This is a genomic window from Bacillus sp. C30, from assembly GCF_040838255.1.
GTDB lineage: Bacteria > Bacillota > Bacilli > Bacillales > Bacillaceae_G > Bacillus_A > Bacillus_A mycoides.
This window is the reverse complement of the sequence record NZ_JBFPJH010000019.1, coordinates 1-21197: the sequence shown is the minus strand read 5'-3', so window position 1 is coordinate 21197 and position 21197 is coordinate 1. Positions and strand designations below refer to the sequence as shown.

The following is a 21197-nucleotide window of genomic DNA, read 5'->3' as shown; positions in this document are numbered from 1 at the left end:
TCTTCATTTGAGCAAATCGCTTTCATACGTTAGAATAGATATGTTACATTGAAAGAAGCGAACACGGTAAACTATTTCATATTGTGCGGAGTTGATAACCATGACAAAACAAACAGAGTATAAGCGCAAGCCCGAATGGTTGAAAATTAAGTTAAACACGAATGAAAACTATACAGGCTTAAAGAAAATGATGCGTTCTAAGAATCTTCATACAGTTTGTGAAGAGGCGAAATGTCCGAATATTCATGAATGCTGGGCTGTAAGGAAAACAGCAACATTTATGATCTTAGGTGCGGTTTGTACACGTGCTTGTCGTTTTTGTGCGGTTAAAACAGGCTTACCAACTGAGCTTGATTTACAAGAGCCAGAACGCGTAGCAGATTCTGTAGTACAAATGGGCTTAAAGCACGTTGTTATAACAGCGGTTGCACGTGATGATTTAAAGGACGGCGGAGCAGCTGTTTTTGCTGAAACAGTACGCGCTGTACGTCGTGAAAATCCATTCACGTCTATCGAAGTATTACCATCTGATATGGGTGGGGTAGAAGAAAACTTAAAAATGTTAATGGATGCAAAACCAGATATTTTGAACCATAACATTGAAACAGTACGTCGATTATCTAACCGAGTTCGCGCTAGAGCAAAATATGACCGTTCATTAGAGTTTTTACGTCGAGCAAAAGAAATGCAGCCTGATATTCCAACTAAATCGAGCATTATGCTGGGCTTAGGTGAAACGAGAGAAGATTTAATTGAAGCAATGGATGACTTACGTGCAAACAATGTGGATATTTTAACTCTTGGACAATACCTACAACCATCTAAGAAGCATTTACCAGTTATTAAATATTATCCACCAGCAGAATTTGCAGAGCTAAAAGAAATTGCACTTAGCAAAGGATTTAGCCACTGTGAAGCTGGTCCACTTGTACGTTCTTCTTATCATGCGGACGAGCAAGTACGTTCTGCAAAAGAAAAAACAGCAGAAGCGAAATAATGAAAAAAGAGAGCTAATCATTAGCTCTCTTTTTTCTTATACTCTAAAACTTTATTTTGACATGTGGATAAAATCTTTTTTAATTCTTCTGTGGATAATTCAATTGTAAATTCAGGTACACCAGGTGTAATTAAAATTTTATCGTAAGTATAAATTGAACTGTCCACAATAATCGTTACATCTTGTGAATAACCGAAAGGAGCTACACATCCAGGAGTGCAACCAGTCTCTTCTCTTAGCTCATTAGGTGAACAGAGAGATAAGCTCTCTCCTGTTATTTCCTTCATCTCTCCTCGGTTGAGGCGAGTGCCTTCTAACGTAAAGAATACGTAATGTTCCCCGGATTTTGATTTTAAAAATAAGCTTTTACTTGGAGTGCCTTGCAAACCAAGTCTTTCACGAACGATACGATCTGTTTCATAGTCAAGTACTGGTTCGTGTTCAAATTTTTCATAAGAAGCATTTGTTTTATGTAGTAAAGAAAGTACGTCTTCGTACATATTGAATGATACCCCTCTCTATTGTTAATACAGTCTCTTCTCGTGGCGTCAACTGAGTGTTTTGGAAAGGGATACTATTTGGACGATGCTTCCCATAATCGTTTTATGAAACTTTGTTCATCGATTGTAATTTCGTAAACATCAGGATTCGTTAAAGTTCTCCATTCATGAAAGCCGATCGTACGATCAAAGTACTTTAAAATGAGCGTAAGTAAGTTTCCATGTGTAACGAGTAGTGTTGTAGTATGGTTTAACTTTAAAACGTCTTGGATAAGCGATATAGCACGGTCCGTTGCTTGTTTTGTTGACTCTCCGCCTGAAAAGGCAATATCTATGTTTGTAAAAGTAGATTCTAGTTTTTGCATCCAATCATCCATCGGAACGTTGCTTAATATACGTTCAGCTAATCGTTCATCCTCTTCGATAGATAGGTTAGCTTTGAGCGCATAGGGCCGAATGGAATCGATAGCTCGGACAAATGGGCTCGAAATAATATGATCTATTTGTAGCTGATTTTCTAAGAGGAATGCAGCAAGGGTGTTAGCTTGATCTTTTCCGGCAAACGTTAATTCGGCATCACGTTTTTGTCCAGTTGCGGAACAATGTCGTATTACAATAATTTTCTTCATAATTCATCCCCATTTTTCAAGTTGACGCTATATACTTCGACAAATGTGGAAAAAATTCCTTTTTATTGGAAACGGAATAGTGATCTAAGTATGTGGAAAAGTAATGTGGATAATGAAAATTTGAGGTGCAATTATGAAAAAAATGATATGCATTGTATTCAGTATTTGTTTTCTCGCGCAATTGTCCACAACATATGCACAATCAAATCAAAAATTAGACTATCCAAGCAATCGAAATAAGCCATTTGTGAGTGAGGATGTGTTTTACGAACAGTTAGATAAAAAGGTGTATAAAGAATATAAAAATGCAGCATATAGTGTTCGGAAAAAGATTTTATTTAAAGAAGTGCCCGATGAAGAATTTTCTTTCAGACAAAAAACAGCCGTGGGTTGTCGGAGTAGCGTGGTGTTTCAAGATTTTTTTATTCACCCTGATCGCCAAGTTTACCCCGCATTAACGGGCAGTAAGACTCCCACCTCAAAATTCAGTTTTAAAGAAAAGTAGTTAAATGGGAGATCAACTGCCCGTAAAAGCCCGATTGGTTCAACTAATAATCAGTGGATAAACCCCCACTGATTAAAGTTTCACTTTATTTTTTTGGTTCCTTTTCTCAAGATGAAGTAGATGAGTTTCATAAGTACATCGTTATAGATGCGGAAACAAAGAGGGAGCTGCGAGGGGGGAAAAGTTATCATCACTACGAAAATCCATATAAAAAATAACCCACCAACTGGTGGGTTATTTTTTACTCTGGCACACTTACTAATTTCTCTTTCATTTTACGAATAAGAATGAAACCAACAATCGCGAAGAGAAGAGTAATTCCTTCTGCAACAAAGATGTTAATTGTTTTTGTTTGGTAAAGTGCCGCGAAAAAGTCTACAAATGCGTGGAATAGTATAGCGTATACGAGGAAAATGTATTTCTTTTGTTTTACAGCGTATAAGACAAGCATTGTGAAGGCAATTTGCAATACAAGAGCCATAATTCTTTCCAAGCTGCCAAGGAAGTATAAATAAGCAGGTTGTTCTATTAACATATCCTTTACAAGATTTAATTGTGGTAGTTTTTCTGCCATTTGAGCGAAGCTACCATTGTTAATAGCATTAGCGAATATAAGTGTCTGCAATGCAGAGAATCCGCCAACTAAAATGGATTCAATCCCGCCATGACCAATTCCATAAGCGAAGCCATCTTTATATTCTAGATATTTTTTTAGTAGGAAGAAGAAGGCAACGAAGCGTCCTAATTCTTCAAAAATACCAGCAGTTAGTCCGCCATAAATTGCAAAGACATACGGATTTTCTAAAAATGGAGCGATTGCTGGATTACCACGCATAAATAGGTGGAACGGTGTTTCGAGAATTTGGGTAAATCCAATAAAGATAAGAACACCAACGCCGACCACTTTCCAATTAATATTATATTTTTTACGGAAATAAACGAGTACAATAATTGGGACCAGAACCGAAACAACGAGTTGAAATATGATGCTGGCAATTACAGTATTTGAAACCATACTTTCACCGCTTTCTAATATATGTACATATCTATTATGCATGAAATATGGGAGAGATGAAACTTTTAGAGATAAATGAATTTACTTATTGACTCTAACGTTGCGTCATACTTTATCGTATGTATTAAGGGGGGGATACGCATGACAATGAGGGTAAAAGAAGTAGCTAATTTAGTTGGGATTAGTGTGCGCACACTGCATCATTACGATGAAATTGGGTTGTTAACCCCAGATGAGACGACAGAGTCTGGATATCGTCTGTATTCCAATGAAAATTTAGAGACACTGCAGCAAATTTTATTTTTTAAAGAGCTAGGCTTCCCTTTGAAGAAGATTAAAGAAATTATCATGAGTCCATCATTTGATCATGAAGAAGCGCTACAGCTTCATAAGAAAATGCTTCTTGAAAAGCGTGCCAGGTTAGATAAGGTGATAGCGACGATTAATAAAACAATTCAGCATACAAAAGGAGAGATTGATATGACGAATAAAGAGAAATTTGAAGGATTTGATTTTAGTCATAATCCGTACGAAGAAGAAGCACGTGAACGATGGGGAGATGAGGCTGTAGATAAAGCGAATAAAACAGCGAAGGGGATGTCTAAAGAGAAACAGGAGGAGTTTAATAATATTTACAGAAATCTAGCAACACTTCGAAATGGAGCACCTGATTCTAAAGAGGCGCAGTCCGCAATCGGGGTATGGTACGATTACTTGCAAAACTTTGGTGAATATTCATTAGAAGCCTTTAAGGGGCTCGGTCAAATGTATGTTGCTGATGAGCGTTTTACGAAAAATATTGATAAGTTTGGTGAAGGTTTAGCGCAGTTTATGTGTGATGCGATGGAGGTTTATGCGGATCGTAAGAAATAGTAAAAAGGTGGAGGTTTTCTCCACCTTTTTATTTTTTAATCATGTCATTTAAAGTTTGATCCCCCGTATTGTTCAAATGAGGATTATCGCTCATTTCACGTTTTAACATATCAAGACTTTGTTCATATTCTTTATCGTTTAAGCTACCAGATTGAAGACCTTGAATTTGAGAAATCAACTTTTGGTTTGTTGATACATATGCTTTATAATAGCGAGGAACGATGGACAAAGCAGTTTTATATACTTGATCTGTTACGAGTTTCGGATCCGTTGTGTTTGCACGGTATACAACGAACACTTCGTCGTCGGTAACGAGTGTAGCGGCATTGGTGACGTCAGGAAGTTTGACTGTCATGCTTGTAATCATTTCAGCGACTTTCTCACGGTTAATGGCGCCTACTTGTTTGTTAGATACTTCATGTTTTTGTTTAGATGAATAGCCCACCCTTGTGAGCCGTGTATTTGTATTTTCCGTATGATACATGTCGTTTTTGTTGGAAACAAGAACACGACTTCCTTCTTCACGCTCCATTTCGGCTTTATTAGTTGATTGGCAGCCTGCAAATAAGGAAAGAGTGAGAAGAGAGAGTATAATTTGTTTTTTCACGATGTAGCACCTCCTTCTCCATAGCATGCACTAATTTTCAATTTTTTGTATTTGAAATTGTTGGTTGTTATGCTTTGTGATACGATAAAAAGAAGAATGCTTAGAGAGGAAGTTCATAATGGAGCAAAAGCAAGAGATTCATACTACGGTGAGCGTTAATAATGTTCAGTACGAAGTAATTAAAAACTTTCGTGACGGTTTTAGTGAAGAAGCACTTAAAGAGCGCTATGCAGAAATTTTAAATAAATATGATTATATCGTTGGAGACTGGGGTTATGAGCAACTTAGATTGCGCGGATTCTTTGATGATAGTAATCAACGTTCGACATATGATACGAAAATTAGTACTTTATCAGAGTATTTATACGAGTACTGTAACTTCGGTTGTGCACACTTTGTATTACGAAAAGTGAAGAAATGAAAAAATCCTCTTACGATTGTAAGAGGATTTTTTTTATACTCGCTCACAAACAAATCGAAATATGATCGCCTTCAGAAAGTATTGCGTTTGGTTTCATTTGTTGTCGGTTCAATTGGATATGCCCATTTTTAATTTTATCCACAATGATAGTGCGGCTCCAATCTGAAATATATGTGGATAACACTTTATCAATCCGGTGGGAACCGAAAACTATGTCTAATACGATCGTTATTTCGGCTATACCACTTTCTTTGTATTGTGTAATGGAAATGGTAGTACTTGTTTCCGTTTGTTCTTGCTGAGTCATATCGACAGTTTCGACGTGATCAGTAAATGATTTATAAATATGAAGTTTTTGATTCCACGTATGATCTTTCGGACATTTATAAATTGCAAATCGGTATATGTTCTTTCCGTTTGCGTTATGCCTGCGAATGTTCGTGTCGGTAAAAAGGGTAGTACGCCTGCAATTTTTACAATATTTTTCGATTGTTGCTAGTTCGCTTTCATATAAACTCCAAGAAAGTTGTACTTTCTGCATTTTCCTTCACCTCTTATAGTAGTGGCAAAGGAACGTAATACAGCTATTTGGATGTCTTGTAGTATGAAGACATAAGAAGTAGACAAAAATAAATAGAGGTTCCCCCAAGAGGAACCTCCGTAAACATCATACTACAGATGCGTTACGTTCCTTTGTAATGGGAATGGGCAGACTACTCCCTTGAAAAAGCACGGTGCTTTTTTGAGAGTAATGCTATCCAATTGCTGGTCCATTACAAAGTAAATGTTGGCATACGCAGATAACGTCCTTTCTATCCAAATAGATTTGTTCATAAGTATAACACATAAGATTGAAAATTCAAAATATAAATTGTAAAAAAACACCAGCTAACATAGCTGGTGCACCAGATAAATTATATAAGTTCAAATAAAAATGAGCGTAATTCTTCTGCATTTTCTTCAGACATCGAAAATGCATGCTCTAAGTAGCCTTGTTCGTTTAAATCGTCAGGACCAATGATAGCAAATTTGTTGCTTTGCATATCAAGGACTATCGTTTTACCGTAATGACGATCGGAGTATAAAAGCGCTAAATCATGACGCTCATTTTCCCCCAAAAAGCTAACGAAACGAGTTCTTGTAGCGACTGTATCGTCGTACAGAAAGAAACGTTCTTCCATACACATGGCTCCTTTATTAAATATCTAAGTTTAAGTGTGGTTTATGATCTAAATGGTGATGCGTTTTAATGAAACGTACTGTTCTTGTTTTGTAACGCATTACGATAGAATATGTTTCAGCTAAATCTCCGCCAAGGAATTTCACGCCGTCTAATAATTCACCAGCAGATACACCTGTTGCTGAGAAGATTGCATCATCACCAGATACTAAGTCATCTAACATAAGAAGTTGACGAGGATCTTCTAATCCCATTTCACGACAACGAGCTTCTTCTTCTTCGTTCATTGGAACTAAGCGAGCTTGCATTTCACCTTCAAGGCATTTTAATGCTGCTGCAGAGATAACGCCTTCTGGAGCTCCGCCAATACCTACGAATAAGTCGATACCTGTTCCAGGTAAAGCTGTTGCGATTGATGCACCAACATCTCCATCACCAAATAGTTTTACGCGTGCACCTTTTGCACGAACACGGTCAATAATATCTTGATGACGTTCACGTTCTTGGATGATAACCGTTAGGTCACGAATTTTTTTATTGTTTGCTTCTGCTACAATATCAATTGTTTTTTCAATTGGATCATCTAAGCTAATTTTACCAGCTGCTTTTGGACCAACCGCGATTTTTTCCATGTACATATCCGGAGCATGAAGAAGGTTTCCTTTATCCGCGATTGCAATAACTGCCATTGCATTTGCAAGACCTTTTGCAACGATGTTTGTGCCTTCTAATGGGTCAACGGCGATATCTACTTCTGGACCGTTACCTGTTCCTAGTTTTTCACCAATATATAACATCGGTGCTTCATCAAGTTCTCCTTCACCAATTACAACTGTACCTGCCATGTTTACTGAATCGAACATATCACGCATAGCTGTAGTTGCTGCATCATCTGCTTCGTTTTTCTTTCCGCGGCCCATCCACTGTGCGGATGCTAAGGCTGCTGCTTCTGTTACACGGACAATTTCTAGTGCGAGTTCACGTTCCAAGGTTGCATTCCTCCAATTTCAAAAATCATACAAATATAACTATAACAAATAACGAGGAAAAGGTGAATTCGAAAAATTGTCGATTTTTTCAGAAGAAAGCGTTACAATTAAAATGTAAATGCTTTAATTTCCAGGTAGGTGACATTCATGTACTTCGTAGACAGAAAAAAAATAGAACAAATGCTAGTATGTTTAGAACGAGCAACAAATACATTTCAAGAGAAAAAGACATATGAAACCGAGTTTGAATTTTACGCATTAGAGCGCATGGCGCATCTTATTATCGATTGTGTATTAGATGTAGGGAATGCGATGATTGATGGATTTATTATGCGCGATCCAGGAAGTTACGAAGATATTATTGATATTTTAATGGACGAGAGAGTTATAAGTGGAGAAGAGGGAGCGCATATTAAAGAAATTATTCTTCTTCGAAAAATGCTTACGCAAGATTATATTCAAATGAATCATGATGAATTATATAAGACGATTCAAAAACATATCGCCGTGGTAGAGAAATACCCAGCGAATATTCACAGTTATTTAGAAAAGGAATTAGGACCTGTATCTGCATTTGTACCAGAATAATTGTGCTTATAAGATCCCTGGGAATTCCTTTGGGGATCTTATATTGTATAGGAGAAAGAAAAGGGAGAAGGGTGAGCTATGGGGGAAGCACGTACTACGAGAGAAGAGATTGTACAATTACTGAAGATAAAAGGAGAGCATACTGTAGCAGAATTAGCCGAAGCTTTAGAAATTACAGAGATGGCGATTCGTCGACATTTAAGTAAACTAGAAAATGATGAGCTAATTTATTCAAAGATGGTAAGGCAGCAAGTTGGACGCCCAACATATTTGTATGGATTAAGTCAAAAGGGAGAAGATACATTCCCGAAAGAATATAAGCAGTTTGCTATTGAAATATTAGATGATTTAGCTCGAATGGGCGATGAAAAAATACTTCGTTACGTTTTACAAGCGAGAACGAAACGAATGGAAGAACAGTTAAAAAAGAAGATAAGTAACCAAAGTAATTTAGCGTATAAAGTACAAGAAATAGCTGCTATGCAAGAGAAAAATGGTTATATGGTTCAAATAAAGAGAGATGGGGAACGCTCTTTCATACTTGAAAAGCAAAACTGTCCGTTAAAGGAAATAGCGGAGAAATACCCGCAAGTGTGTGAAGATGAAAAAGATATGTACAAGCGGTTATTAGCAGGTGCAAATGTGAAAGCGCTAACGAACATGTGCGTGGGCGATTGTAATTGTTCGTACCAAATAAAAGAGAAAAAATGAACGTTATGGGACGCTTTTAGGTAAAGCGTTTTTTTCTTTTGAAAAAGGGGTTAATATAAGAGTGGTATGATAGATGAGAACGTTAGCATAGAAGGAGAGACAAACAGATGTATAAAGGCTATTTAATTGATTTAGACGGTACAATGTATCGCGGTGAAGAACAAATTGAAGAAGCAAGCGACTTCGTAAAAGCGTTAGGAGAGCGCGGTATTCCATATTTATTCGTTACAAATAACTCAACTCGTAAACCAGAACAAGTTGCAGAAAAGCTTGTTCGTTTCGATATTCCAGCGAAAGCGGAGCAAGTATTCACAACGAGTATGGCTACAGCGAACTTTATTTATGAGCGTAAACAAGATGCGACTGTATATATGATTGGTGAAGAGGGCTTACACGCTGCTCTTGTGGAAAAGGGATTTGAAATTGTGGATGAAAATCCTGATTTCGTCATTGTTGGTTTAGATCGCGATATCACATATGAAAAATTAGCAAAAGCGTGCCTTGCTGTGCGTAATGGTGCAACGTTTATTTCAACAAATGGGGATATCGCAATTCCGACTGAGCGCGGATTATTACCAGGTAACGGTTCATTAACATCAGTTGTTGCAGTATCAACAGGTGTGGACCCAATCTTTATTGGTAAACCAGAATCAATCATTATGGAACAAGCGTTAAAAGTGCTTGGCATAGGAAAAGAAGAAGCTTTAATGGTTGGGGATAACTACGATACAGACATTTTAGCCGGGATAAATGCTAGTATGCATACCCTTCTTGTCCACACTGGAGTAACAACTGTGGACAAGTTAACAGAATATGAAGTACAACCGACGCAAGTTGTGCACAACTTGACGGAGTGGATTGAGAAGATGTAATGAAATGCAGGTAACCGGAGGAGGTTGCCTGTTTTTTTATGCATAATTGCATATGTACTGTAGTTATATAAAATGTAGAATTTATATGTATTGATATAAAAAGGGAGGGAATAAGAGTGTACTGGATGTCATGCATTATGTTTGTTTTTGCATTATGTGTTTTGTTCTTTGTTCTATGGAAGATATATAAAATAAATGCAATGAAAAAAAGCGCGGGAAAACTTATTGCGACATATCCTCGGGTGAAACGGCGTTGGATTGCATCACTTGGACCGGCGTATTTCATCGGACAATGTATGTATACATATGCTCAGTACGTAAGTGGTGATATTGGTACAATTGAACAGTTTCTCGTTCAGTCAGGTAGTTATGCTGTAGTAAGTTGTTTTATGACTTTAATAGCTATCCATCTGATTAAAAGTGTACAAATATATGAAAAAGGTGTAATAGACAGATTGAACTTTTATTCATACGAAGAATTAAAAGGCTATAAAACATCAACATGGGAAAATCCAAAAGAAAATATATTTTTATATCGCGGGCGAGAAAAAATGAATGATAATGTGAATTTACTTATTAGACAGGAAGATATGAATGAATTAGAAAGCATTCTTCAAAGATATATTCCGAAATTGATGATGAAATAAAAACTCCGGTTGTTATAACCGGAGTTTTTTTATTAAAACGCACGATTCACTACGTCTTTAACTTCTTCAAGATATTGTTTACGCACACTGTCATCCACAGAAGGAACACTTGTATAGAATGTATGCTCCAGTGTTTCAATGCCTGTAAATTCAAAAATACCAGCATCAGTTGTTTTTTTCATTGCATCAAACATACCGCCTGCTGTGTATACTTCTTTCGAATTTCCCATCGTAGATAATAACAATCCTTTTTTACTGCTTAATAACTTTTCGATACCATTCTCACCGTAAGCATAAGCGAAGCCGTGGCTAAATACACGGTCAACGTATCCTTTTAAAATAGCAGGAAGACCCGCCCACCAAACTGGGTAAATGAATGTAATACTATCAGCCCAAGAGATATGCTCTTGCTCTTCTTTAATATCTTCTGGTGTGTTTCCTTGGGAAAATGAGATGAAATCGGAAGCACCTAATACTGGATTGAAATTTAATTCGTATAGATCACGAACGCGCACTTCATGCCCTTTTCCTTCTAATTCACTTTTTACAGTTTCTAAAATTGCATGGTTGAAGCTTTCTGTATTCGGGTGTGCATAAACGATTACATGTTTCATTGTTCTTCCTCCTATTTGTGGATATGTGAATAGTTTTTATATATTTGTGTAACTATTATGGTTACTTCCGTTGCGAGAATCAACTTTTCTCACATGAGAAATAAAATGAAACTTTAATCGGTGGGTGGGCCATCCCGCACTGATTATTTGCTCACACTAATCGGGCACTTACTACCGGTTAATATAAATGTTAGTATGTGACAAAAAAATACAAAATAGTAGGGATTTTGCATTTTCGAATAGAATATATAGATTGGTAAATAGAGAGAAGGGGATATTGGGATGAATATTATTGAAATTGAAGGGTTAGAAAAATCGTTTGATATTGGGGATAGTAAAGTAAAGATCTTAAAAGATATTAATGTTCAAATTCAAAAAGGTGACTTTGTTTGTATTATGGGGGCAAGTGGATCGGGTAAAACGACTTTACTTCAGCTGTTAGGTGGATTAGATATTCCATCGGTAGGTAGTATTCGAGTTGATGGTACGGAGATTTCAACATTAAAAGAAAAAGAGCTCGCTTTATTTAGAAGGCATAAAATCGGTTTTATTTTTCAGCAGTTTAATTTAATTCCAGTGTTTAATGCGGAGGAAAATGTAGGGTTGCCTTTACTATTAGATAATGTTTCGCAAAAGAAGGCAACGGTGACAGCAAATCGTTTATTAGAGCTCGTTGGATTGAAAGGAAAAGAAAAGCATTTACCAGCACAGTTATCAGGTGGGCAACAGCAAAGGGTTGCAATAGCAAGAGCTTTTGCAAATGAGCCAGCTATTATATTAGCTGATGAACCAACAGGAGCATTGGATTCAGAAAATAGCAAAAATATTATCGCGGCACTTCGCAATGCATGTGATGAATTAGGGCAAACAGCTGTCATTGTAACGCACGATCCATTCGTAGCGGCCCATGCTGATAAAGTTGTTTTCTTATTAGATGGTGAAGTGATTCATGAGCATGCTGAAAGTAAAGGATGGAAATTTCGAAATATCCCGCAACAAGTTACTCAAATTCAAGAGATTATGAATCATCACTTTAAAGTAGGAGGTAAAGGTGATGCGATGGGTAATTAAGTATGCGATAAAATCGATGAAACAAAATTGGTTGCGGAATATGTTGATTGCCCTCGGTGCAGCTTTAGGTGTTATGTTAGCGACGATGTTATTACTAGGTAATCAATCAGTAGAGCAAAGTGTGAAGGAACAAGTAGTAAGTCGGTATGGAGATTATAATTTACAATTTGGCCATATAAAAAATGACATGTATTTAAATAATGAAAGTTTAAAAGGAATAGATGGCTTAGAAAATGCTGAAAAAATATCAAAAGCACTTATACCGTATCCTTTTCCACATTATAAAGAGTTATCGGGAAAGCCATCTTATTGGGGTATTGAGCAAGATTCTCCAGAAATGCATTCTTATAAAATATTAGAAGGACGATATCCGAAAGAAGGTGCTGAAGTAGCACTGACAAAAGGGTATACAGATCGTGAAAATATACGGGTAGGAGATACGATTAAACTGCCATTCCCGCAGCATGGTGAAAAGGCTGTGAAAGTTGTTGGTATTTTAAATCCACCGTTAATGGCGTCAATGGGGCATAGTGCTTATTTTCCAATCCATTGGCTTCAAAAAGAATTAAATTTACTAAATCAATTCAATCTCGTTCAAGTGAAAGTACAAGATGTAAATGTGAAAAAAGCAATTGCTTTTGATGTAAATAAGAAGATAGAAAATATAAAGGTGGACCAACGTACTTATGTCGATAAGGCATTTGAACGACTAAATGTAATGAAACCGTTAATTTTTAGTTTAGGTGGTATTGCCTTATTTGTTGTAGCCCTTTTAATAATGGGAAGTTTCTTCTTATCTGTCAGAAGTCGATTTAAGCAATGGGCACTATTACGTGCACTTGGTAGTAACCCAAATCAAATTATATTAGTCGTTTTATTAGAGGCTTTATGTATTGGGGCAATCGGATCACTAGCAGGAGTTATTCTTGGAGCAGGTACGCAAACAATCGCCGCATCATTTATTAATAAATGGGTGAATATTGAGGGTGCAGTGAAAGAATCATTCTCGATTTCAGGCGAGATTTTACTCATTACGTTTTTACTAGGGATTGTTATGTCTATCATAGGGGCTATTATACCAGCCTTTATGGTTAGAAAGATTCCACCAGTTCAAGCGCTTAGGCCAGGTCTTCCTAGTAATGAGAAAAAAGAAAAAAGGTGGAGTGCTTTTAGTGGTAGCATTTTAATCATTGGTACTGTTATTGGACTAGCGGGTAACGTATTAGAGCGATATATCGGTTTTAATCCAAGTGCGATAGGTGCGCTGTTATTTGCGGTCGGTTTGTTATTTGCGATTCCGTTATTTATTCGGATGATAGCACCAGTGATTGCAAAACCACTTCAAATGATATTACGAATTGAAACGACGATTAGTAGCCGAAATGTAATTCGTTATCGAAATAAGGCAGCTGTATCGGTTGCTATACTAGCATTTGGTTTTATGTTAGCACTTGTTGGAACGATGTATATAAACTCTATTTACGAAGGCATGAAAGATGGGTTACAAAAACATTTACCAGCTGATTTAGTAATAAGAATTCCAATAGAGTCGCAAAGTACTGAAGTATTACCATTTAGTTGGATGGAGAAGGTTAAAAAAATTGATGGTGTAGAAGAGAGCGTAGCAAATGTTACTGACTTTACAGCGAAGCTTATAAATTATGATTTTAAAAAAGCGGATCAAGAGTGGTATGAAAATGTGAGGAAAGATGATTTTGAATATGATGTGATAGAAGTTGTGGGGAATGATATTGTTGCTTATCAAAAAGTAACAAAAGCGAAAGTGATTACAGGACAAGATTTAAATAAGCCATTACAAGATGGTGAGGGAGTCGTTACGAAGAGAACTGCTAAAACATTAGGGATTCAGTTGCATGATACGATTGAAGTACAAGGAAAAGGGAAAGAAAAACAAACGATTAAAGTCGTTTCGATTATTGAGCAAGGATTAAGGGGAAGAGGATTAGACATTTTCGTAAATGAACAATGGGTTCGTGATAAGTTTCACGTGCAAGGATATGAAGCAATTCAAGTTATGACAAATTCTAATCAATCATTTGAAGAGATTAAGAAGCAAGTAAAACAAATTACAAATAATAAAGAGAACGTAGAAGTTATTAATAGCCATGATTTATTAAAAGAACAGGAGCAGTTATTATCGAAAATGATGATGTTAATTCGCTTGTTAGTTGTAATTGTTTTCATTATTTCTGGTATAGGGTTAATGAATGCGATTGTCTCAAGTTTACATGAAAGACGTGCTGAAATTAGTATGATTCGTGCGGTAGGAGCTATTCCGAAGCAAATGAGACGGATTGTTTTATTAGAGGGCACTTTACTTGGAGCGATAGCTGGTTGTATTGGGGTTTTAGGTGGAATTGTATTTAGTTATATTGTGTTATCAAGCTTAGAGTTAACGGTTATTATCATTCCGTATAATCAAGTTTTAATATTGGCACTAGCTAGCATTATACTCGGAGCAGGAGCAGCAATGATTGCTTCATTACAATTAAGAAAGTTTAAATTGAGTGATACTTTAAAGGAGTTATCAGCATAAAAGATTACTATATCCCGCTCATACAAAGTACAAAGAAGACGAATAAAATGATAACAATACCAATGCCAAAGTTAAATACAAGAGTACTATCCATATATGTAACCTCCTTGTTTGAAAGTAAAAAGCACTCTGGCTGGAGTGCTTTTTATTATCCGAATATGTCGCAACGAACGCTGCAACGTATAGAAAGGGAATAATACGTTTAAGAGTTATATTAATTTATGCATTAATTTTGTAAATGAGCAGGTCCTGCTCAGGTATAGAAAAAAAGACACTCTTTCGAGTGTCTTTCATGATGACAAAACGTGCCAATTGCTTGAGTTTGATAAGACGTTAATTTTCCGGTTAACAGTCTTTCTTAATCAAGAAGTGTAACAACAGCGATTCAAATAAATTTTAGCATTTTTTAAAGGGGTGTGCGTATGTAACTATGCATATTACGATTAGAGGAGAATCAAGTTTGGAAAATGAATGAGTAAATACATATAGATTAGTAGAGTATTTGATAAGGAGCGAGATGAATGGATATACATAAGTTAACAGAAGAAGAAGCGAAAGAAATAAATACGTGGAAGTATGAAAATCCCTATACGTTATATAGCTTTTCGGGAGATGCTGAAGTAATAGAAGAGTTGCTAGATGGGACGTATTACGGTTGTTGCGGAGAGAATGGAGAATTCATCGGCTATTTTTGTTTTGGAGAAAATGCACAAGTGCCAGGGGGAAGAGATGCTAATTTATATAGGGGAGAAGATGTAGTAGATATTGGGCTTGGAATGAAGCCGGAGTTAACAGGAAAAGGGATGGGGGAAATATTTTTTCAAGCGGGAATAGCATTTGCTACTGAGGAATTGAATTCGAAAATGTTTCGACTGAGTGTAGCGACATTCAATAAGAGAGCGATTAGGCTGTATAAAAACATTGGATTTCAAGTAGGACCTCTTTTTTTGAGCCGTGGAAGAGAGTTCATGCTTATGGAATATGAAAGGCCGTCAGTGTGAAACTGACGGCCTAGACCCCTTATTCCGAATGCTCAGCACGGTGCGCTAAACGACTTGAAGCAGCGGCAGCGATTCCGCCAACGATATCATCAAGGAATGTATGCACCTTTCCAGTTGATTTATCATTTAAGTATTCTAAAATACCTGGTTTTAATTTATCGATATATCCAAAGTTCGTGAAGCCAATTGACCCGTACACGTTAACGATTGAAAGTGCGATGACTTCATCAATTCCATATAGTCCTTCATCGCGTTTTACGATATCTTGTAACGGCTGACTTAACATTCCTTTTTCAGCAAGGACATCAAGTTCAATGCCTGTAATAAGAGCGTTTTGTACTTCTCGTTTTGATAGTACACGCTCAACGTTATAACGACATTCTGACATCTCTAAATTTGCATGGTATTTCTTTTGAAGAAAATGAACAAGATCAGCAATATCGTCAATTGTTACACCGCGCTCTTGTAATAGTTGTAATGCTCTTTCTTGTAGTTGATTTGAGTCTTTCATGTTTATCACCTTTTTTTCTTTTTAGTATTTGTATACGTTTCATTGCTTTATCATGTGCATAGGAATGAAAGGCGAGCACAAGCTCATATATATAAAGAAAAACCATAGGTGGCGACTGCGATGATTCAGCATATTTATGAGCATTATCACATGCATGTTAAAGAATTAATCCCCCTTGGCCCCTATAAAAGCTTTTGGATTCGCAACAAAATTTATGTACTTGTTCCAATTGGAGAAATGGAGGAAGAAGTACTTGTAGAGATGAAAAAGCTCAGTGATTATATGAACCAGCAAGGGGATATAACTGTTTCGACTTTCGTTCCGACTATACACGGCTACTATGTAAGTGAGATAGAAGAAAAAAATTACTGCTTATTAAAAGGTATGCGTATGTTAGAGCGACATGCTACATCATTAGGAAGTGAGCTTTCTATATTCCATAAACGTGGCGCATTCTTTCCAGAAGAAGTTGAGCAATTAAGCCGCATTGGTGAATGGAAAGCATTATGGGAAAAAAGGCTCGACCAATTAGAAAGGTTTTGGCAATCGCAAGTGATGAACCATCCTTCAGACGTATTCGATCAATTGTTTATTGAATCCTTCCCGTATTACTTAGGAGTTGCAGAAAATGCAATTCAATATGTTGTCGATACAGAAATGGACGATACACCACAAATAACTGACGCAGCAACAATTTGCCAAGAACGATTTACACCTTTATTATGGCAGCAAACGAAGCGTTTAAAACTTCCTTTTGATTGGGTATATGATCACCCAAGTAGAGATATAGCAGAATGTATTCGCTATATGATGATAGAAAAAAAGAAAGATTGGGAGCAAACGGTAGTTCAATTCATTACAGATTATGAACGTAATTATTCGCTCTCTTCATTTGGTTGGCGCTTATTATTCGCAAGGCTTCTGTTCCCGCTTCACTACTTTGAAACGATTGAACGATATTATCAAACAGGAAACGAAGAACAAAAAGGCATATATAGAGCCCGTTTAGAAATCATTTTACATGATGTGAAGCGCACTGAGCAATTTATGAATCATTTTTACGAGTCATTTCGTTTACCTGTTGATAAGTTAGGTATTAGGAAATTAGATTGGCTATCTTAAAATGAAAAAAGAGACCGGGTGAGGTCTCTTTTTTATATATCACAATTGTATGTAATACATTATGCCCCTACCTGTTGATCTGCACATATATTTAAAATGAATTGATGTCTTTCGATTTTTTCATTTACTTTACTCAATAATTCTTGCTGGATTTCTTTAAATAAAAATTGATAACTTGCATTCCATGTTGGTATAACGGATGAAAGGTCTAATAAATACTCTTTTTTCTTTTCTAGTTCTTGAATTGTTAAGAAAGTGTTCCCCATTCTTGGCATGTGTCGTCCCCCTATGTTTTTTTCTGTATATGTGTGAACGATTCTATAGTATTAATTATCGCACTTTTTGAGAAGGATTTCCAATTTTGTTTTATGATGTTAAAGGGGAAGTGTTATTTGAATAAAAAAAGAGACCCATTTGGGTCTCTTTCTAGGAAGCGATTCTGAACGAGCCGCTTCCGCTTTTAGATTAATATCTAGCTCCAGCGGCTAAAATGTTCGGTGGCTTCGCTTCTTCCGCCGAGGCAAAAAGCGCCTCTATGTCAGAAGCTCCATCCTCCTCACATTTTGAACGAACCGCTTCCGCTTTTAGATGTTATCTAGCTCTGGTGGCTAGCTCTTCGTGTCTAAGAACCTTCCGCATAGAAGGCAAAAAGCGCCTTCTATGCGAAAGAACCTTAGCCAGTCAGAGCTGAACGAGCCACCGCCGCTTTTAAATTAAAATACTTGTTCTACTTCAATAACGCCTGGTACTTCTTCAAGTAGTGCGCGTTCGATACCAGCTTTTAGTGTGATTGTAGAACTTGGGCAGCTTCCGCATGCACCCATAAGGCGTAATTTTACGATACCTTCTTCAATGTCTACTAATTCAACGTCTCCGCCATCGCGAAGTAAGAATGGACGTAATTTATCTAATACCTCTAGTACCTGTTCTTGCATATGTGGGTTTTCCATTTTTATCGACTCCTTTCATCAGTTTTATTATAATCAAGATAGAGGGGAAAATCTATTTTTTCTCTTCTTGTTTTATTGTCAAAATATTATATCGTGTGTACAACGTGTTTTTTCAGTATAGGGGTATGGAATAAGTTTGTAAAATGATGTGCTTATGTACTAAGACATCTGAATATACTGTTGAAACAAGAAGTGGGGGAGAAGAAATGGTTAATGTGCAAGTGTATGGGACGAAAGTAATTTGTGCGAGCTGCGTTGGAATGCCATCTTCAACAGAAACGTTTGAGTGGTTACAAGCGGCGATTGGTCGTAAATATGAAGGACAAGAAAATAAATTTAAGTTTGAGTATATTGATTTTCAAGAAGAACAAGAAGATGAAGATAAAAAAGTATTCGCAGAGCGAGTAGTGGAGGAAGATCTATTTTATCCAGTCGTTCTTGTAAATGGTGAAATCGTTGGAGAAGGAAATCCACGTTTGAAGGATGTTTATGAAGAAATCGAGAAATATTTATAAAGCATGAAGCCTTTGCGAATTTGCGAAGGCTTTTTTTATTGGAGGGATAGATGTGGAGAATGGAATAAAACATGCTTTACCAGAAGAAGTAAAGCAATTAATGGAGCAGTACATAGTAGAATTAAAAGGAATTTTTTCGGATGAAAAAATAGTCGGGGTATATATTTACGGATCAATCGCGTTAGGAGCATTTCATATAGAAACGAGCGATGTTGATTTTGTTACGGTAATAAGTGATTCCGTGAATGAAGCTGAAAAACAACAAATTATAGAACTGCATAAAAAAATTAGTAAAAGTACGTTAGGTAAAAGAATGGACGGTATGTATATTCCGCTTGCTGACTTGGGGAAATACAATCATGAAATAAATGAGTACGTGTATTGTGCAGATGGTAAGGCTGATATTGGTCATTGGGATATTAACGCGGTCACATGGTGGACATTGAAAAATCAAGGTATTACAGTTAGCGGGAAAGAAGTAGAAGACCTTTCCTTTCAAATAAAGTGGGACGATGTAGTAAATACAATGAAATACAACGTAGAACATTACTGGCTTGAAAAAGCGAAGCGTCCTTATTTATTTTTCATAGAAGAATGGGTAGAATCAGCTGTCGTTACGATGGGACGTATTTTATATACGTTAGATCATAAAACAATTGTTTCAAAAGATAGAGGATTGCAATACTTATTAGAACGTTCAGCGAAAGAATGGGAGCCTTTATTAAAAGAGGTAGAGCGAATGCGAAATAATCCAAAGGGAAAGCGCGAGCTCTCTATTTGGAGGAGGGCTGATATGACGAAGAGGTATTTGCTGTGTTTGATTGAAGAGTGTAGGGGGAAGTGGTAGGTGAATAGTAAAAGCATCCTTCATATAAAGGATGCTTTTACTATTTTTATATAATGAAAAAGTACTTTGCAAGGAATGAGAAGTCGAAAGATAATCTAAAATATGGATAGTTTCATGTGAAACATTATGCAATAGAATGTTCTTTTTGATGTTTATCCCGCATTAACGGGCAGTAAGACTCTCACTTCAAAATTCGGCTGGAGCAAAGAAGTTAGGTGGGAGATCAACTGCCCGTAAAAGCCCGATTGGTGAAGGCTAATAATCAGTGGGGGATGAACAAAACCCCCACTGATTAAAGTTTCACTTTATAATAAAATCTTGCACCATTGTGTACTCCTTTAGAGATAGGTTTATTCTTCATCATAATCGTAAGTAGTTAAGTTTTGTAAGAAGCTTTCAAAGTTAGGTGCTAATTCAATAATTTCCTCAAACTCATTATCGATAAATATAACTGGAGGATTTTCAGCTACGTTTCGATAGTCTAGTGCAATCCACGTATGTCCGTCACCAGATAAAAGCACGATATTCTCAGGCATGTCCCATTCCTGAATTAAATAATGGCTCTCTAAAATACTAGACTCATTTTCATCAAAAGAAATGCCATATAATCCAGAAACATTAACGTGATCGTCCGCCCAAGAATTTGGCTCTGAAGTAGGATGAGCATCTAATCGAAGAGTTCCTCCGTTTTGTTCTTTTAGAAGATTTATGTACGATTCTGGGAGCTTTACGTTTAGTACTTCTTCTGCTTTTTTTATTAGTTCGTCGTTAATAGGTGCTAATTTTAAATAGTCATCTTCTGCCCAAAGTGTAGTCTTCATATTTGGTCACCTCAAATAATAGTTGTATAAACTTTATTTTGTATATTATAGTTAATTAAAAAATTGCGCAATAGAGGGAGAAAATCTTATGATTAACCACAATAAAATTAAACAACTTTTAGCACATGTAGATCGCGCTGAGGATAATGAAATTGAGTTAGAGTGTGAATTTGAACCTATGACAATCGAATTATTTAATAGTGAAGAAATAGAAGAAGGACAACTTGGTTATAGCTTTGATGAGGAAGGGCAAAGCTTAGTCGGAAATGAAGAGGGAGATTGGAAAGAGGGATGGGTTGTAATTGGGATAGATTCGTATCTCGGAGACCCGATCTTTGTAGATAGTAATGATGAGAATTGTCCGGTTTATACAGCTATGCATGGTGAGGGAGATTGGGAGCCAGAATGTATAGCTAAGCGTATAGAAGATGTTATTGAGAAAGTGAAGGGTAATGTGGGATAGTTGTGTAAGTGGAAATATGTTTGAAATAGTAGAGAGCTAATTTGTGAAGTCTCTTAAGTCGAGATTTTAGGTTTGGTCATATTACAATAGTAGTTTAATAGGAGAAGGGTGTGTCAAAATGATTTTGATACATCCTTTTTTGCGAATATACAAGATGTTTAACATAGTGTATTAAATGTCTTATATATGAG

26 protein-coding genes and 1 pseudogene are annotated in these 21197 nt (G+C 36.5%); 15 read left to right on the top strand and 12 right to left on the bottom strand.

The window, feature by feature from the left end; all coding sequences use genetic code 11:
* Positions 1 to 100: 100 nt before the first annotated feature.
* Complete coding sequence (gene lipA, locus AB3X49_RS04315) at positions 101 to 997, top strand: lipoyl synthase (RefSeq protein ID WP_002034580.1); 897 nt, start codon at positions 101 to 103, stop codon at positions 995 to 997.
* A gap of 20 nt (positions 998 to 1017) precedes the next feature.
* Here the strand turns inward: lipA and AB3X49_RS04310 are convergent, their stop codons facing one another.
* Both AB3X49_RS04310 and AB3X49_RS04305 read right to left on the bottom strand, forming a co-directional pair.
* Entirely contained in the window at positions 1018 to 1497 is a 480-nt protein-coding gene (locus AB3X49_RS04310; protein ID WP_002034581.1) for a YbaK/EbsC family protein, read from the bottom strand.
* A 74-nt stretch (positions 1498 to 1571) separates the two neighbouring features.
* Entirely contained in the window at positions 1572 to 2126 is a 555-nt protein-coding gene (locus AB3X49_RS04305) for a histidine phosphatase family protein (protein ID WP_367960654.1), read from the bottom strand.
* Positions 2127 to 2259: 133 nt separating this feature from the next.
* Between AB3X49_RS04305 and AB3X49_RS04300 the strand changes: the two are divergent.
* Positions 2260 to 2574: pseudogene (locus tag AB3X49_RS04300) on the top strand (hypothetical protein); the annotation flags it as partial.
* Between the two features lie 298 nt (positions 2575 to 2872).
* Here the strand turns inward: AB3X49_RS04300 and AB3X49_RS04295 are convergent.
* The gene (locus AB3X49_RS04295; protein WP_367960652.1) at positions 2873 to 3688 is read right to left on the bottom strand and encodes a YhfC family intramembrane metalloprotease; all 816 of its coding nucleotides are present in this window, start codon (positions 3686 to 3688) and stop codon (positions 2873 to 2875) included.
* A 99-nt stretch (positions 3689 to 3787) separates the two neighbouring features.
* On the opposite strand from AB3X49_RS04295, the gene AB3X49_RS04290 reads away from it, so the two are divergent.
* On the top strand, positions 3788 to 4519 hold the full coding sequence (locus AB3X49_RS04290) for a MerR family transcriptional regulator (RefSeq protein WP_002143625.1): 732 nt from the start codon (positions 3788 to 3790) through the stop codon (positions 4517 to 4519).
* Positions 4520 to 4547: 28 nt separating this feature from the next.
* Here the strand turns inward: AB3X49_RS04290 and AB3X49_RS04285 are convergent, their stop codons facing one another.
* Entirely contained in the window at positions 4548 to 5126 is a 579-nt protein-coding gene (locus tag AB3X49_RS04285) for a YhcN/YlaJ family sporulation lipoprotein (protein WP_002015915.1), read from the bottom strand.
* 118 nt (positions 5127 to 5244) lie between these two features.
* On the opposite strand from AB3X49_RS04285, the gene AB3X49_RS04280 reads away from it, so the two are divergent.
* A complete protein-coding gene (locus AB3X49_RS04280; protein WP_002015914.1) occupies positions 5245 to 5547 on the top strand; it encodes a YutD family protein in 303 nt (100 codons plus the stop codon).
* Positions 5548 to 5590: 43 nt separating this feature from the next.
* Here the strand turns inward: AB3X49_RS04280 and AB3X49_RS04275 are convergent, their stop codons facing one another.
* The 3 genes from AB3X49_RS04275 to glpX all read right to left on the bottom strand — a co-directional run bounded on the left by AB3X49_RS04275 (position 5591) and on the right by glpX (position 7716).
* Positions 5591 to 6088, bottom strand: a complete 498-nt coding sequence (locus AB3X49_RS04275; RefSeq protein ID WP_367960649.1) for a cytoplasmic protein — start codon at positions 6086 to 6088, stop codon at positions 5591 to 5593.
* Positions 6089 to 6461: 373 nt separating this feature from the next.
* The gene (locus AB3X49_RS04270; protein ID WP_002015912.1) at positions 6462 to 6728 is read right to left on the bottom strand and encodes a DUF3055 domain-containing protein; all 267 of its coding nucleotides are present in this window, start codon (positions 6726 to 6728) and stop codon (positions 6462 to 6464) included.
* Between the two features lie 16 nt (positions 6729 to 6744).
* The gene (glpX, locus tag AB3X49_RS04265) at positions 6745 to 7716 is read right to left on the bottom strand and encodes a class II fructose-bisphosphatase (protein ID WP_367960646.1); all 972 of its coding nucleotides are present in this window, start codon (positions 7714 to 7716) and stop codon (positions 6745 to 6747) included.
* Between the two features lie 147 nt (positions 7717 to 7863).
* Here glpX and AB3X49_RS04260 point away from each other — a divergent pair, with 147 nt between their 5' ends.
* The 4 genes from AB3X49_RS04260 to AB3X49_RS04245 all read left to right on the top strand — a co-directional run bounded on the left by AB3X49_RS04260 (position 7864) and on the right by AB3X49_RS04245 (position 10534).
* On the top strand, positions 7864 to 8304 hold the full coding sequence (locus tag AB3X49_RS04260) for a DUF86 domain-containing protein (protein ID WP_367960644.1): 441 nt from the start codon (positions 7864 to 7866) through the stop codon (positions 8302 to 8304).
* A 78-nt stretch (positions 8305 to 8382) separates the two neighbouring features.
* Complete coding sequence (locus AB3X49_RS04255; protein ID WP_002191077.1) at positions 8383 to 9015, top strand: helix-turn-helix transcriptional regulator; 633 nt, start codon at positions 8383 to 8385, stop codon at positions 9013 to 9015.
* Positions 9016 to 9122: 107 nt separating this feature from the next.
* Positions 9123 to 9887: a 5' nucleotidase NucF gene (nucF, locus tag AB3X49_RS04250; protein ID WP_002129729.1), complete on the top strand. Its 765-nt coding sequence runs from the start codon at positions 9123 to 9125 to the stop codon at positions 9885 to 9887.
* 116 nt (positions 9888 to 10003) lie between these two features.
* Positions 10004 to 10534 carry an iron ABC transporter substrate-binding protein gene (locus AB3X49_RS04245; protein WP_367960642.1) on the top strand — a complete coding sequence of 177 codons (531 nt, stop codon included), beginning with the start codon at positions 10004 to 10006 and terminating at the stop codon, positions 10532 to 10534.
* A 32-nt stretch (positions 10535 to 10566) separates the two neighbouring features.
* On the opposite strand, the gene AB3X49_RS04240 is transcribed toward AB3X49_RS04245, so the two are convergent.
* Positions 10567 to 11148 carry an NAD(P)H-dependent oxidoreductase gene (locus AB3X49_RS04240; protein WP_367960640.1) on the bottom strand — a complete coding sequence of 194 codons (582 nt, stop codon included), beginning with the start codon at positions 11146 to 11148 and terminating at the stop codon, positions 10567 to 10569.
* A 282-nt stretch (positions 11149 to 11430) separates the two neighbouring features.
* On the opposite strand from AB3X49_RS04240, the gene AB3X49_RS04235 reads away from it, so the two are divergent.
* The 3 genes from AB3X49_RS04235 (at position 11431) to AB3X49_RS04225 (ending at position 15777) form a co-directional block, all read left to right on the top strand.
* Entirely contained in the window at positions 11431 to 12219 is a 789-nt protein-coding gene (locus AB3X49_RS04235) for an ABC transporter ATP-binding protein (RefSeq protein WP_201053289.1), read from the top strand.
* The gene (locus tag AB3X49_RS04230; RefSeq protein ID WP_367960638.1) at positions 12203 to 14776 is read left to right on the top strand and encodes an FtsX-like permease family protein; all 2574 of its coding nucleotides are present in this window, start codon (positions 12203 to 12205) and stop codon (positions 14774 to 14776) included. Before AB3X49_RS04235 ends, AB3X49_RS04230 begins: the two co-directional genes overlap by 17 nt.
* 521 nt (positions 14777 to 15297) lie before the next feature.
* On the top strand, positions 15298 to 15777 hold the full coding sequence (locus AB3X49_RS04225) for a GNAT family N-acetyltransferase (RefSeq protein ID WP_002015903.1): 480 nt from the start codon (positions 15298 to 15300) through the stop codon (positions 15775 to 15777).
* Between the two features lie 19 nt (positions 15778 to 15796).
* On the opposite strand, the gene AB3X49_RS04220 is transcribed toward AB3X49_RS04225, so the two are convergent.
* The gene (locus AB3X49_RS04220; RefSeq protein ID WP_002015902.1) at positions 15797 to 16288 is read right to left on the bottom strand and encodes a phosphatidylglycerophosphatase A family protein; all 492 of its coding nucleotides are present in this window, start codon (positions 16286 to 16288) and stop codon (positions 15797 to 15799) included.
* A gap of 120 nt (positions 16289 to 16408) precedes the next feature.
* On the opposite strand from AB3X49_RS04220, the gene yutH reads away from it, so the two are divergent.
* Positions 16409 to 17410 (top strand): spore coat putative kinase YutH, encoded by a 1002-nt coding sequence (yutH, locus tag AB3X49_RS04215; RefSeq protein ID WP_002089339.1) that lies wholly within the window; start codon positions 16409 to 16411, stop codon positions 17408 to 17410.
* 59 nt (positions 17411 to 17469) lie between these two features.
* On the opposite strand, the gene AB3X49_RS04210 is transcribed toward yutH, so the two are convergent.
* Positions 17470 to 17685: a hypothetical protein gene (locus tag AB3X49_RS04210; protein ID WP_001137788.1), complete on the bottom strand. Its 216-nt coding sequence runs from the start codon at positions 17683 to 17685 to the stop codon at positions 17470 to 17472.
* Positions 17686 to 18123: 438 nt separating this feature from the next.
* Entirely contained in the window at positions 18124 to 18360 is a 237-nt protein-coding gene (locus tag AB3X49_RS04205; protein WP_000431159.1) for a NifU family protein, read from the bottom strand.
* A gap of 206 nt (positions 18361 to 18566) precedes the next feature.
* On the opposite strand from AB3X49_RS04205, the gene AB3X49_RS04200 reads away from it, so the two are divergent.
* Positions 18567 to 18875: a YuzD family protein gene (locus AB3X49_RS04200; RefSeq protein WP_002068102.1), complete on the top strand. Its 309-nt coding sequence runs from the start codon at positions 18567 to 18569 to the stop codon at positions 18873 to 18875.
* A 52-nt stretch (positions 18876 to 18927) separates the two neighbouring features.
* Positions 18928 to 19722, top strand: a complete 795-nt coding sequence (locus AB3X49_RS04195; RefSeq protein ID WP_367960634.1) for a nucleotidyltransferase domain-containing protein — start codon at positions 18928 to 18930, stop codon at positions 19720 to 19722.
* A 350-nt stretch (positions 19723 to 20072) separates the two neighbouring features.
* Here the strand turns inward: AB3X49_RS04195 and AB3X49_RS04190 are convergent, their stop codons facing one another.
* The gene (locus AB3X49_RS04190; protein ID WP_063218116.1) at positions 20073 to 20543 is read right to left on the bottom strand and encodes an SMI1/KNR4 family protein; all 471 of its coding nucleotides are present in this window, start codon (positions 20541 to 20543) and stop codon (positions 20073 to 20075) included.
* 88 nt (positions 20544 to 20631) lie between these two features.
* On the opposite strand from AB3X49_RS04190, the gene AB3X49_RS04185 reads away from it, so the two are divergent.
* Positions 20632 to 21006, top strand: coding sequence for a hypothetical protein (locus AB3X49_RS04185; protein WP_367960632.1), 375 nt, complete (start codon positions 20632 to 20634; stop codon positions 21004 to 21006).
* Positions 21007 to 21197 lie beyond the last annotated feature (191 nt).